At 61.5% G+C, this 12,605-nt stretch carries 11 protein-coding genes; 9 read left to right on the top strand and 2 right to left on the bottom strand.

Annotated elements, in window-relative coordinates; all coding sequences use genetic code 11:
- Positions 1–21 precede the first annotated feature (21 nt).
- The 5 genes from LT988_RS23405 to LT988_RS23385 are packed head-to-tail and all read left to right on the top strand — an operon-like array spanning position 22 to position 6,117.
- Positions 22–540 carry a GspH/FimT family pseudopilin gene (locus tag LT988_RS23405; RefSeq protein WP_232407919.1) on the top strand — a complete coding sequence of 173 codons (519 nt, stop codon included), beginning with the start codon at positions 22–24 and terminating at the stop codon, positions 538–540.
- A complete protein-coding gene (pilV, locus tag LT988_RS23400; protein WP_232407918.1) occupies positions 540–1,115 on the top strand; it encodes a type IV pilus modification protein PilV in 576 nt (191 codons plus the stop codon). Before LT988_RS23405 ends, pilV begins: the two co-directional genes overlap by 1 nt.
- Before the next feature lie 11 nt (positions 1,116–1,126).
- The gene (locus LT988_RS23395) at positions 1,127–2,176 is read left to right on the top strand and encodes a PilW family protein (protein WP_232407917.1); all 1,050 of its coding nucleotides are present in this window, start codon (positions 1,127–1,129) and stop codon (positions 2,174–2,176) included.
- Positions 2,176–2,772: a pilus assembly PilX family protein gene (locus LT988_RS23390; RefSeq protein ID WP_232407916.1), complete on the top strand. Its 597-nt coding sequence runs from the start codon at positions 2,176–2,178 to the stop codon at positions 2,770–2,772. The genes LT988_RS23395 and LT988_RS23390 overlap by 1 nt, the downstream gene beginning before the upstream one ends.
- A gap of 21 nt (positions 2,773–2,793) precedes the next feature.
- Positions 2,794–6,117: a pilus assembly protein gene (locus tag LT988_RS23385; RefSeq protein WP_232407915.1), complete on the top strand. Its 3,324-nt coding sequence runs from the start codon at positions 2,794–2,796 to the stop codon at positions 6,115–6,117.
- Positions 6,118–6,236: 119 nt separating this feature from the next.
- Here LT988_RS23385 and LT988_RS23380 read toward each other — a convergent pair whose 3' ends face one another.
- Positions 6,237–7,166 (bottom strand): alpha/beta fold hydrolase, encoded by a 930-nt coding sequence (locus LT988_RS23380; protein WP_232407914.1) that lies wholly within the window; start codon positions 7,164–7,166, stop codon positions 6,237–6,239.
- Between the two features lie 345 nt (positions 7,167–7,511).
- Here LT988_RS23380 and cowN point away from each other — a divergent pair, with 345 nt between their 5' ends.
- From cowN to LT988_RS23360, 4 genes are all read left to right on the top strand, one after another.
- On the top strand, positions 7,512–7,808 hold the full coding sequence (cowN, locus tag LT988_RS23375; protein ID WP_232407913.1) for a N(2)-fixation sustaining protein CowN: 297 nt from the start codon (positions 7,512–7,514) through the stop codon (positions 7,806–7,808).
- A 308-nt stretch (positions 7,809–8,116) separates the two neighbouring features.
- Positions 8,117–10,030, top strand: a complete 1,914-nt coding sequence (gene ilvD / locus LT988_RS23370; protein WP_232407912.1) for a dihydroxy-acid dehydratase — start codon at positions 8,117–8,119, stop codon at positions 10,028–10,030.
- 326 nt (positions 10,031–10,356) lie between these two features.
- A complete protein-coding gene (locus LT988_RS23365) occupies positions 10,357–10,977 on the top strand; it encodes a trimeric intracellular cation channel family protein (protein ID WP_232407911.1) in 621 nt (206 codons plus the stop codon).
- Between the two features lie 211 nt (positions 10,978–11,188).
- Positions 11,189–12,121 carry a DMT family transporter gene (locus LT988_RS23360; protein ID WP_232407910.1) on the top strand — a complete coding sequence of 311 codons (933 nt, stop codon included), beginning with the start codon at positions 11,189–11,191 and terminating at the stop codon, positions 12,119–12,121.
- 35 nt (positions 12,122–12,156) lie between these two features.
- On the opposite strand, the gene LT988_RS23355 is transcribed toward LT988_RS23360, so the two are convergent.
- Positions 12,157–12,594, bottom strand: a complete 438-nt coding sequence (locus tag LT988_RS23355) for a rhodanese-like domain-containing protein (RefSeq protein ID WP_232407909.1) — start codon at positions 12,592–12,594, stop codon at positions 12,157–12,159.
- Positions 12,595–12,605 lie beyond the last annotated feature (11 nt).

The following is a 12,605-nucleotide window of genomic DNA, read 5'->3' as shown; positions in this document are numbered from 1 at the left end:
AGCGCATTTGGAGAAACAGACATGCGCAAACGTCATACGGCCTTTTGTGGTCTGATCGCGGGCGCTCCTCCCCGGCAATGCGCTGGCTTCACGCTCCTTGAACTCATGATCGCGGTGACGATTCTGGTGATCCTCACGGGCATCGGGGTGCCCTCGTTTTCAAACTTCGTCGCCTCGCAACGCACCATCGCCGCGGCCGGTGATTTTCAGATGGCCCTGTGGCGCACCCGTTCGGAGGCGATCCGACTCAATCGCGATGTCACCCTGTCGCCAACGGATGCCGAAATCGGTTGGGAATCCGGCTGGGTGGCGAATGATCCGAGCGATGACGACCATGCCCTGATCCATGGCGATGCTTTGGATGGCGTGATGATAAGCGGTGGACCGGACAGCATCATCTATCGTGCCTCGGGGCGGCTGCGTGGCAGCAGTATCGCGGGGATCGAGTTTGCATCCAAGACGAGTCGCTCGGCGGATAAACGCTGTATCGGGGTCGATCTCAGCGGTCAGCCGACGCTCATGAGGACAGGTTGCCCGTAATGATCAACCGTCCGCTCCAAGGTTGTCGGCAATCCGGTTTCACGCTGATCGAGATCCTTGTGACCGCGGTGATCATTGCGTTCGGGTTGCTGAGCCTGGCTGGACTCCAGGCTAAGATGACGGCCACCCAGATGGAGTCATATCAACGCGCCCACGCCCTGGTACTGGTCGAGGACATGGCGGCACGTATCGCGACCCAGCGGCGCGCGGCCGAGGCCGGCGCCTATGCAACCACGGGGACGACCACCACCGTTGGAGACGGCGATGCCAATGATCCAAGCAATGACTGTAGCGACGAAGCAAACCTACCGGCACGGGATCTCTGCGAATGGAGCCAGGCGCTTAAGGGCGTGGGCACAACAGCCAATGACGGCCGCTTCCTCGGCGCCATGCTCGGAGCGCGCGGCTGTATCGATCGCATCAATGAGGATCCGGAAACCTTTCTGGTCACCGTGGCCTGGCAGGGACTCACCGAAACCGTCTCCCCGAGTTTGACCTGTGGAAGCGGCGAATACCCTGACGACACCATGCGTCGGGTTCTCGCGGTGCGGGTCACACTCGCGGACTTGGACTGAGGCGGCTAAACATGTTCAGCATCACCTCTCCTCACGTCGCGGCATTGCAACAGCCGATACCTCGACCGGCGCGCGCGCGCGGTTTCACCATCATTGAGCTGATGATCGCCATGACCATCGGGCTTTTCCTGCTCGGCGGCCTCGCGCTCGTGCTTTCCAACAACAGCCGAACTCGTTACGAGCTGCAGAAATCCATCGGCCAGATCCAGAATGCTCGCTATGCCCTGCAAACCCTCGCCGATGATCTGAGCAATACGGGCTTCTACGGCGAGGCCGGAATACCCAACACCTCCGGATGGTTACTTTTGTGTCTCGATCTACCTAACAACGGTTTGCCGCTAACCTGCCCGAACGAGGTCTGTATGAAGCTGGAACGGGCATTTCCGATCCAGGGTTCGGACGATATCGCAAACCGACCAAACGGCTGCAGTGCAATGGATGACGTCCGCACGGGCAACGATGTTGTCGTTGTGCGCCGTGCCAGTACCTGCGACATTGACGAGGACCAGTGCGATGCCTTTCAGGACGGTGCCCTGCACATCCAACAGCCGGCCTGTATCGCAGGTGCGCAGCCCATCGTTGCAACCTCTACAGCTGCCTTCGCAGGCGGCATGACTCGGGTCTGCGACCCGAACGTCTTGGCACCCATCTACCGACTGCTCAATCACGTCTATTATGTAGCGCGCAACAATCGCCCCAACGACGGCATCCCCACTCTGAAGCGCGCTGAATTAGCTGCGGACGGCTACATTATCACACCAATCGCCGAAGGGATCGAACACCTGCAAATTGAATACGGCGTCGATGCCGATGAGAATGGCGATCCCGATCTGTACAGCCAGGCTGGCACGCTGCATTGGGATGATTGGCGTAACGTCGTCGCGGTTCGAATCCATCTCATTGCACGCAATGTACTGCCCACCGACGGCTATGAGGATGAGCGGACCTATCGACTCGGGAGCGAGGGCGAGTTTGGCCCATTCCAGGACAGCTTCAAGCGCCAAGCCTACAGTAAGACCGTGCGATTGAACAATATCGCCGGTCCTCGGGAGACCAACTGATGGACGGCCATCGAGGCATCAATTCTCGCCACAGCGGCGCGGTGCTCATCATCGCCCTCATTATGCTATTGGTAACCACCTTGATCGGCATCTCGGTCTTCGAGATGGGCAGCAATAATCTAGTCGTGGTTGCAAATCTGGAGAGTCGTGAGCAAACCAGAAAGGCCGCGGAAGACACCTTGGAAGTCGCGATCGAGAATCTCGCCCTGTTGATCGAAAGCCTCGCGCCAGATAGTCCAAAGGCCGTCTTTTTCTGTGAAGGTCATAAGAATCACCAGTGCCATGACATCGACGGAGACGGTCTGCTCGATATCGAGGTGTCACTCACGGATCCGCAGCCGAGTTGCATGTTGGTGACACCGACACGTAACGATGAGCTCGACGTGACCGACATCAATGATCAAGGCTGCTTCATCGGCACTCAACAAGGAGGCGCGGTCGACGGCGCCGGCGCCACTGGTCAGTCGATGTGCTCCGCATCGGTATGGGATCTCAGGGCCGTTGCCGTTGACGTCATGACGCAAGCCGAAGCACGGGTGAGACAGGGCGTCAGCGTTCGGGTGTCGAACAACGACGTCGCGACCGAGTGCCCGTAACAGATGAACAGGAGAACTCACATGTTCACATTCGTAAGGAGCCATCAAGCGATCGGCCTTACGGCCGGCCTGCTCCTGATCTGTCTCTCGACCCGGGCGGAGGACATCGATATCTTCGTGGGCGGAACAGGCACGGAAACGACGACGCCGAATATCCTGTTCGTGCTCGACAACTCGGCAAACTGGAGTCGTAATGCTCAGCACTGGCTGCCCAAAGGGGTGGTCCAGGGGCAAGCCGAGGTGCGCGCGATCCGAAATGCGCTAACGGGTTTGACCAACAAGGTGAACGTCGGCGTGATGATGTTTGCAACGCAGGAGCCCAATGTCGATGCCGGTTATGTCCGACATGCCATCAAGCCATTAAACGCAACGAATCAGGCCGTCCTGAACGCAAAGTTTGATCGGATCTACAACAATATTAACGAACCTGCTGAAAAGCGTCCGGCGCAACCGAAATATGGCTATCTGATGCAGGATGTCTACCAGTATCTCATCGGAGGAAACGCAGTCAATAATGGTGCTGGAACACCAAGTCTAGCAGACTCCGCGGGCTACCAGACGAATTACTCAAGATTCGCGTCGCCATTGACCAGTGATAATCTTTGCGCCGACACCTATGTGATCTTTATCGCCAACGCGGTTCAAACCGGTGTAACAAACGACGATCTTGAAAATTCAAGCGCGCTTGGATCGCTCGTGACCGCCGCGGGCGGCACCCCGGATGGACTGGCGCCCAGCGGCACCGGACCCATTCCGATTCCTGAATTCATAATCGACAGCCGCGGTGAAAACGTCGCCCTAGGATACACTGACACCTGTTACAAGAAACAGACCGATTGCACGGCAGCCGAAAATACTGAAGGCGGCGCCTGCCGGGAAGCTGGTTATTCCCAGTGTCTATGCGGCTCTAACGTTAAGACGCCTCATACATGCAGCAAGAGCAACGAAGATAATTATGATTTAATAGGAAAAATCACCACGGATACGGCTATTCCAACCGGCGATTTCGACAGCCGGATTGGGGCGGCCTGGAATCTTGACGATTGGGCCAAGTTTATGTTCGTGCATGGCGTGCCGATTCCGGGCGCCACCACGGATGATCCGCGGGGGCGCGTGATCACATATACGATCGATGTCTTCAACGCCCAGCAAAGCAAGGAGCATACCGGCCTCCTCTTAAGCACGGCGAAAGTCGGCGGTGGTGGCTATTTTATGGCAAAGAGTCAGGAGGCGCTTGAGGATGCGATCGGGACTATCATCTCAGAGATCATCTCAGTGAATTCGACTTTCGCGTCCGCATCATTGCCGATCAGCGCGACCAACCGTGCGCAAAACGAGAATCAGGTCTTCATCGGGATGTTTCGCCCTGAGCCACTCGCGCGTCCGCGCTGGTTCGGCAACCTAAAGCGCTATCAATTGGCTCATTTCGACGACCGGATTGACCTTGCCGATGCCGAAGGCAGACGAGCCGTCAACAACCTGAGTGGTTTCGTTGCCGAGTGCGCAGCGAGTTATTGGACGACGGACTCGGAGGATTACTGGGCCTTATTGGGTATTGTTCCTGAACCCATGAGTCAGTGCCTGGGCACGGCCGAACCCTACTCGGACAAGCCGGACGGACCTTTCGTCGAGAAGGGCGGCGCCGGTCAGGTCTTGCGCCGTTCAACGATCGCGAATCGCCATGTTTATACACGATCTGGCAATGCACTGGTTGCATTCAATACGTCGAATACCAGTTTAGACTCCGAGCTCGTGGACTACACGCGCGGCATGGATATTGACCACATCATTAAGGACAATACCCTGACTGATCCGCGACCCACCATCCACGGCGACATCGTACACTCGCGCCCTTTGCCGGTGAATTATGGCTCTTACCATGGCGTAACCGTCTTCTATGGCGCGAATGACGGAACTCTACGAGCGGTCAATGCGACCAACGGTGCCGAGCGGTGGTCGTTTATCGCGCCGGAGCATTTCGATAAATTGACGCGACTTCGTGCCAATGAGCCACTGGTGGCCTACCCGAATCAGGATCAGGCCGCGAATCCGCTTCCGAAGGACTATTTCTTTGATGGCTCGATCGGTCAGGTCGTGCGCTATGGCTTGGACAATCAAGCCTCTGCGGTGTGGATCTTTCCGACAATGCGGCGAGGCGGACGTCTGGTCTATGCCTTAGATGTCACGTCGCCGGACAATCCCACGCTCAAGTGGTACGTCGGATGCCCGAACCTGACGAACGATACGAGTTGTTCGAGCGGGTTTACCGACATCGGCCAGACCTGGTCCATTCCGAACGCCGGCTATGTCGCGGGCTATTTGAGCGGTGCGGATCCGGTGCTGGTGATGGGCGGAGGCTATGACGCCTGCGAGGACACGGACTCGGCCACACCAAGCTGCGGGAGCAGCAAGGGCCGGACGATCTACGTTCTTAGCGCGGCAACCGGCGCGATCATCCGAACCTTCGCGACGGATCGCCCCGTCACTGCAGACGTCAGCCTAGTGGATCTGGATTATGACGGCACGATGGACCTGGCCTATGCCACTGATACCGGAGGAAATCTCTACCGCATCAGCTTTATCGATTCGGCCAACGACGACGCACCGCTCTCGCCCGAATCCTGGTCGATGCTCAAGATCGCAACAACTCAGGGTGGCGGGCGTAAGTTCCTCTACGGACCGGCGGTCATGCCCTACAAGGGCTACGTCTACCTCGCGCTCGGCTCCGGCAATCGGGAACGGCCGCTGGAGACGAACTATCCTTATACCTCCAGCATCCAGGATCGCTTCTATGTCTTCCTCGACAGGCCGCACGAAGATCCGACGACGGCAGAAACCCATCCGATCGATCTCGACGACACCACAATGCTGCTCGACTACAGCACCAACACGACATGCGCGGACGAAATCCTGACGCCCGAGTCGCAGCATCGGGGCTGGTTCATGGATCTGCAGAATCGCGGCGAGCAGACCGTGACCAACGCGCTTATCGTCGCCGGCATGGCGACCTTCAGTACCTCCCGTCCCGGCGGATCTGGGGTCGGGATCTGCTCACGACCGATCGGGATCGCTTCGGGCTATTGGGTGAACCTGTTCAACGGCTCGGGTGCGATCGGTGTTGCCGAGACCTGCGGCGGACGGAGATCCAGCGATCTTGCCGGCGGCGGTTTGCCACCCGCGCCCGTGCTCGCGACCGTGCCGGTGGATGGCAAGCCCACCACCGTTGTCATCGGCGCACCGCCTCGCGACGGCTCGACCGGCACGCCGATCAGCCCGCAAGAAATCAGGCCGGCCATCGCGAACAAACGCGGCCGCGTCTTTTGGAGCAGCGGTACGGATCGTTGAGGACGTCTACACTTTTAAACGTGACTGATGATCGGGCGTTTCAAACCGCGTGGACGTCGAGAGTCGGAGTGAACCGATTTGGACTCAATCAAGAGGGAGCCGCTCACTCTGCACGCGGTTTAACCGCCCGATTTCGGCCAAAAGGCATCCAAAGCCGCAAGGGTCTCCGACAACCGCTCCCAGTGCGGCAGGCCCATGTTCGGCGCCAAACGCTGGCGTGACCAATTCGGGTGACGGGCGATGAAGTCGTCAAGTCGCTCGAAATCGACGTAGGGGTCGCGATCGGCGATCGCCAGCACGGGCAGGTCCGTGAGCTTAGCGTAGAGTCGGTCGCCCGCTTCCGGCGTAAAGAGTTGCATTGAGAGGAAGACCAGTGGGGCGTGTCGCGCTCCCGGCTGATGTGATGTGGCGTAGGCGTAGTCGAGGATCTCTTGTGGCGGCTCGCCGACGAAGGACTGTCCGAGGTAGTACCGGATGCTGCGCTTGGATGCGACGAGATCGAAGAGGAGTTGACTCAGTCCGGGAGTCTTGAGGATCGGATGGACGATCCGACCGAAACCAGGCCCCGGCGGGACGCGTTGACTGAATCCGGTCGGTGCGATGAGCGCCAGGGAGGCGACCGTCCCGGGCTTGTTGCCGATCGCACGTGCCGCGAACTCCCCGCTGAGCGACAGCGCAACCATGTCCGCGGGCTGCCCGACGACCTGCTCCAGGAACCGGGCGAGGACGTCTGCGAAGAGCTTTGGCGTATAGCCCGCCGGGCGACGCTCCGAGTGGCCGAATCCAGGTAGATCCAGGCTGTAGACGGGACGTTTGGAGCGGTAGTGCTCGAACAGCGGCTTGACCTCGAAGCTACTCGGCGCGGCGTTGACGCTATGCACCAGCACCAGTGGCCGCCCCCTGGCCGAGGTGTCGGCGTAATAGGCGATCCGCCAGCCGTTTGCGCTCGTGAACTGCGAACGCGGTGCATCGACCGCCTCGCCGAGAGGAATCCCCCGCCCCTTTCGACCGGCGCTTCTCTTGGTTGTAGTCGTGGTCTCTCCGGTCATGGTCAAGTCTTCCGCCTCTGAATTGTCGATGAGTTTCGGCCGTTGTCTGACGGGCAGCTCGGCAGGAGCCAATCCTGGGCCGGTCTAAATCCGGATATTTCGTACGATTATACGCCGACGCGTCGGAGGAGCGACGATGTCGAAACCATTGTCGGATCCACCGTGACGGGAAGCGTCCGTATGCCGGACGAGCACCTCCACGGATCACAGTCCCCAGGGTTCGGGCTTCAGCCCGACGCCACCGGCAAAGGTTGGCTGCGTGCCCTCGGACTTGAGTCCGACCCGCAGGGCGCCGGGATGCGCTAGCATGCGCGGAATGCCCCGATGACCTGTTCACGAGCGACGATGACGACCGACAACACACCTGCCTTCAGCGACCGTTACATCTCTTTTCTCGGACTCGACTGCGACGCCAGGGCGCAGCGTTTCGTCGCCGGGCTCCGCGACCTGATGCTCGACCCCGACCGACGGGATCCCTTCTGGACCTACCTCGCGGCCAAGCTCGACGGCGAGAAGGGGCCGGCGCACGACGAGCTCTATCACATCCACTGTCATCTCAACGATATCCGCGACCTGCTGGATCGCCTCGAGGCACCCGAGCTGATCGCCGAGCTCGACGTCCTCGAGACGGAGTGTTGTTGAACCGCGTCCCGTGCCCCCGGTGTGGGTCGGGGTGGGTCTCAAAAGCTCGCATTCTCCCGCGACATCGGCGCGGACGCGGTTCAAGATAACGAGTCCAAGACAGATTCTTTAGCATGTAAACGGCTTGAGTCATGTTCGACCCTGGCGAAGACGTGGTTCATGGAGTTCTCAACACCCTGAAACGCGCCCTGCCGAGGTTGTTTGTCGCACGCCGGCAAACCCAAATTCCGAACCCGCCATGCCCTATCGGGCGCGTTTCAGCCGGGTATACTTGGCGGGATCCGATCCTTCCCGCCAGGTAGCTTCCCATGCCCCAGTACCGCTCACGCACCACCACCCATGGCCGCAATATGGCCGGCGCTCGCGCGCTCTGGCGCGCCACCGGCATGACGGATGGAGATTTCGACAAACCGATCATCGCGGTCGTCAATTCCTTCACCCAGTTCGTCCCCGGCCACGTGCATCTGAAGGATATGGGCCAGCTCGTCGCGCGCGAGATCGAAGCCGCCGGCGGCGTGGCAAAGGAGTTCAACACCATCGCGGTCGACGACGGCATCGCAATGGGGCACGGCGGCATGCTCTATTCCCTGCCCTCGCGCGAGGTGATCGCAGACTCGGTCGAGTACATGGCCAATGCCCACTGCGCGGATGCCCTGGTCTGCATCTCCAACTGCGACAAGATCACGCCCGGCATGCTCATGGCCGCGCTGCGCCTGAATATCCCGGCGGTCTTCGTCTCGGGCGGGCCGATGGAGGCCGGCAAGGTGATTCGCAAAGGCGAAGAGCTGCATCTGGACCTAGTCGACGCCATGGTCGCCGCGGGTGACGAGACCCAAAGCGACGCATCGGTCGCCGAGCTCGAGCGCTCCGCCTGTCCGACCTGCGGATCCTGCTCCGGCATGTTCACCGCAAACTCCATGAACTGCCTGACCGAGGCGCTCGGGCTCAGCCTGCCCGGCAACGGATCGCTGCTCGCCACCCATGCCGCGCGCAAGGATCTCTTCCTGGAGGCCGGCCGGCTGATCGTCTCGCTCGCACGCCGCTGGTACGAGCAGGACGACGCCAGCGCACTGCCCCGCTCGATCGCGACCTTCGAGGCGTTCGAGAACGCCATGAGCTTGGACATCGCGATGGGCGGATCCACCAACACGGTGCTGCATCTGCTCGCGGCGGCCTACGAGGGCGGCGTGCCCTTCAGTATGGAGGACATCGATCGGCTGAGCCGCCGCGTGCCCAACCTCTGTAAGGTCGCGCCCTCGACCCAGAAATATCATATGGAAGACGTCCATCGGGCCGGCGGCGTGATCGGCATCCTGGCCGAGCTGGACCGCGCGGGGCTCATCCATCGCGATCTAGCGACCGTTCACAGCGCTTCGCTCGGCGAGGCGCTCGCGCGCTGGGACGTGCGCTACACGGAGGATGAAGAGGCGCGTCGGCGCTATCTGGCTGCGCCGGGCGGCATCCCGACCCAGGTGGCCTTCAGCCAGGCCCAGCTCTGGCCGGATCTGGACCTGGATCGGGCCGAGGGCTGTATCCGTGATCTCGAGCACGCCTACAGCCGCGACGGCGGCCTGGCGGTACTCTTCGGCAATCTGGCCGAAGAGGGCTGTATCGTGAAGACCGCCGGCGTCGACCCCAGCATGTTCGAGACAGACGCGATCGAGAAGGACGAGCTGCGCTATACGACCAGCGTGCCGACCTCGGTGCTCCGTGCCTTCGTGGGGCCGGCCCGCGTCTTCGAGAGTCAGGAAGACGCCGTGACCGCCATCCTCACCGATCAGGTCAAGACGGGCGACGTGGTCGTCATCCGCTACGAAGGGCCCAAGGGTGGACCCGGGATGCAGGAGATGCTCTATCCGACCAGCTATCTCAAATCCAAAGGGCTCGGGAAACATTGCGCGCTCATCACGGACGGGCGATTCTCCGGCGGGACCTCGGGGCTGTCGATCGGCCACGTCTCGCCCGAGGCTGCAGAGGGCGGCTTGATCGCGCTCGTGGAGGACGGCGACAGAATCGAAATCGAGATCGCGAGCCGGCGCATCCACCTCGCCGTGGACGATCAAACCCTCGCCGCCCGCCGGGCCGCCATGGAGGCACGGGGTGCTGCAGCCTGGAAGCCGCTCGACCGGCATCGTCAGGTCTCGACGGCGCTCAAGGCCTACGCCTTATTGACGACCAGCGCGGCTCACGGGGCCGTCCGGGATTTGTCGCGGCTCGGATGACCTAAACCGCGCCCGGCACGGTATGCGATCTGTTTGGATCGGATCGGCGCCGGCAGACTTGACGACCGTTGGAGCCGGCGCGGTTTAGAGAAAGGACTCGAGCAAAAGGGCCATCACGCCTCCGAGCAGGATGCCCATCATCCTAAAACCGGCGGTTGAACGGCCCCTGGAGTGCGATCTGAAGTTCTTTCTTTGTGGTCAGCTCTGCTTCTCCGGACGCATCCCGGAATGGAGTCAGGGGTCGGCGAACCTCACGGAAGGATCCGGCGGGAATTGCGTCCAGACCCTGGCGGGCAGTGCGAGTCGCCTGGCGGAATTAAAGGCTTATGCTGACCATCATCGAAATCGGCGCCATCATCGCGTTCGCCATATCAGGCCTCATCGAGGCCGCGCGGCGGCGGATGGATATCGTCGGGGTCTTCACGGTCGCCTTCGTCACCGCGTTCGGCGGCGGAACGCTCCGTGACGTCCTCCTCGAGCGCCGGCCGCTCTTCTGGGTACAGCATCAGGAGTATGTGTGGCTGGTCTTGGGGCTGACCGTGATCGGCTCGCCCTTGCTCGGCTTGATGCGGCATCGCTGGGCGGATCGGCTCATGAACCTCACGGACGCCCTTGGGCTGGGGCTGTTTGCGGTCTCGGGGGCTGCGCTGGCGATGGCTGCGGAGATGCCGCTCATCGTCGTCGTCATGATGGGTGTCGTGACGGGCGTCTTCGGCGGGGTGTTGCGGGACGTGCTCTGCAACGAGATCCCCGTCGTGTTCCAGGATCATCGCCCCTATGCCCTATGCGCCTTCGTCGGCTGCTGGATCTTCATCGGTTTCGACGCGGTTGGCGCAGAGCCTTGGCTGGCGCTGATCGCCGGCGCCGTCACCACGACCGGGCTGCGCCTCTTGGCACTGAGCATGGATTGGCGAATCCCGCCCTGGCCTCGCAACATGGAGGATTGAAGCGGGATGCCCACGATCGGGCCGGGTGCACCTGTTGATTCGGCCTCGGCGTCGAGCTTGGGCAGGTCGGCCGTGATCAGCCCGGTTCGCGCCTGAACCATCGCGTGTGTCGAGCGGTTCTCGAACGGGCCTACGGCCGCACGACTCCGTATCCTGGTTTGATCGCCGGACCGTCGACAGCATCCCGGAAATGCGAACAGATCACAGGCCGATGACCGCGCTCCGCCGGCTCATCCCGATCGGGTTTTTGGCCGCGCTTCCGCCGCTGTTTTGGGCCGGCAATTTCGTGATGGCCAGAGCCCTGCGCGCTGACATCCCTCCGATCGCCCTGTCCTTTTGGCGCTGGACAATCGCGCTGCTCGTTCTGCTGCCGTTCGCGTACTCCGGTCTTTGGCGACAGCGTGCTCTGCTGCGTCGCCATTGGGCCGTGCTGACGCTATTCGCCCTGCTGGGGGTCACGGGCTACAACACCTTTGCCTACTTGGGCCTTCAGCACACCACGGCAACGAACGGCGTGCTGCTCACCTCGGTGACGCCGGTGGTGATCATCGGGTTGTCCGTCGTGCTCTTCCGCGCCCCGCTGCGGATCACACAGGTCATCGGAGTCCTGCTTTCGCTTGCCGGGGTGGTCGTCATCGCGATCGAAGGTCGGTTCAGGCTGTTCGGTGAAATGCAGCTCAACCGCGGCGATCTATGGATCCTTGCCGCAAGCCTGGACTGGGCGCTCTATTCGGTCTTCCTGCGCTGGCGTCCCACGGCGTTGGACCCCAAAACCTTTCTCGCCGCGATCATCGCCATCGGCCTTCTCCCGTTGTCGGGACTCTATAGCTGGGATCTCGCCTTGGGGCATCGTTTCGAGCCGAACGCGACCAACCTCGCCGCGATCGGATACGTGGCCGTGTTTCCGTCGGTGCTTGCCTACGTGTTCTGGAACCGCGCCGTGACGGAGATGGGGCCGAACCGCACCGGGCAGTACATGCACCTGATCCCGGTTTTCGGCGCCGGACTTGCTGTCTTGCTGCTCGGGGAGCGCCTACATGCCTACCATCTGATCGGCGGACTGATGGTCGGCGCGGGCATCGCTCTAGCCAACGGCATCCGATGGCGGAAGTCGGGCGGACGGGCGGATCGGCACCTCCGTTAGCGCCCGCCCCGAAGGCTCTCCACCGGCCCGGTCCCTCAGCAGGTCTTGCAGCTTTCCACCGGCAACCCTCGGCGCACCCAGCCGGGACCGGCCTTACTGCCCGCCATGCCCTCGGCGACATGCAAGACATTGGTAAACCCGAGCTTTTCGAGCGCGTCTCGAGTGTAGCCGGTCCGGTTTCCGGTGCGGCAAATGAGTACGATGGGGGCGTTCCTATCACCATCGACGGCCTTCAGAACGTCCTGCACGAAGGTCGGCGCGGTCATGTCGATCGTGAGCGCACCTTCCGCAACCCCGGTCTGTCGCCATTCAGCCGGGGTGCGGATGTCGATGAATGTGATCTCGCCGGCGCGGGCCTTCTCCATCGCCTCGGTGGCGGTCAGGGTCGAGTCGGCTTGCGCCACGCAGCCGATCAGAGAAAGCGCCGCAAGCGCGACGACTGCGTTGTGGCGGATGGATCGAAGAACGGACATGGTTACAGGCT

Source organism: Thiocapsa bogorovii, from assembly GCF_021228795.1.
In the GTDB taxonomy this organism is placed as follows: domain Bacteria; phylum Pseudomonadota; class Gammaproteobacteria; order Chromatiales; family Chromatiaceae; genus Thiocapsa; species Thiocapsa bogorovii.
Note: the sequence above shows the minus strand (reverse complement) of the source record. Positions and strands in the feature narration are given on the sequence as shown.

Excerpts from the sequence above, each read along its gene's own strand:
- LT988_RS23355 (WP_232407909.1), bottom strand. The coding sequence starts at position 12,594 with ATGTCCGTTCTTCGATCCATCCGCCACAACGCAGTCGTCGCGCTTGCG.
- ilvD (WP_232407912.1), top strand. The coding sequence starts at position 8,117 with ATGCCCCAGTACCGCTCACGCACCACCACCCATGGCCGCAATATGGCC.
- LT988_RS23385 (WP_232407915.1), top strand. The coding sequence starts at position 2,794 with ATGTTCACATTCGTAAGGAGCCATCAAGCGATCGGCCTTACGGCCGGC.
- pilV (WP_232407918.1), top strand. The coding sequence starts at position 540 with ATGATCAACCGTCCGCTCCAAGGTTGTCGGCAATCCGGTTTCACGCTG.
- LT988_RS23360 (WP_232407910.1), top strand. The coding sequence starts at position 11,189 with ATGACCGCGCTCCGCCGGCTCATCCCGATCGGGTTTTTGGCCGCGCTT.
- LT988_RS23390 (WP_232407916.1), top strand. The coding sequence starts at position 2,176 with ATGGACGGCCATCGAGGCATCAATTCTCGCCACAGCGGCGCGGTGCTC.
- cowN (WP_232407913.1), top strand. The coding sequence starts at position 7,512 with ATGACGACCGACAACACACCTGCCTTCAGCGACCGTTACATCTCTTTT.
- LT988_RS23395 (WP_232407917.1), top strand. The coding sequence starts at position 1,127 with ATGTTCAGCATCACCTCTCCTCACGTCGCGGCATTGCAACAGCCGATA.
- LT988_RS23405 (WP_232407919.1), top strand. The coding sequence starts at position 22 with ATGCGCAAACGTCATACGGCCTTTTGTGGTCTGATCGCGGGCGCTCCT.
- LT988_RS23365 (WP_232407911.1), top strand. The coding sequence starts at position 10,357 with ATGCTGACCATCATCGAAATCGGCGCCATCATCGCGTTCGCCATATCA.
- LT988_RS23380 (WP_232407914.1), bottom strand. The coding sequence starts at position 7,166 with ATGACCGGAGAGACCACGACTACAACCAAGAGAAGCGCCGGTCGAAAG.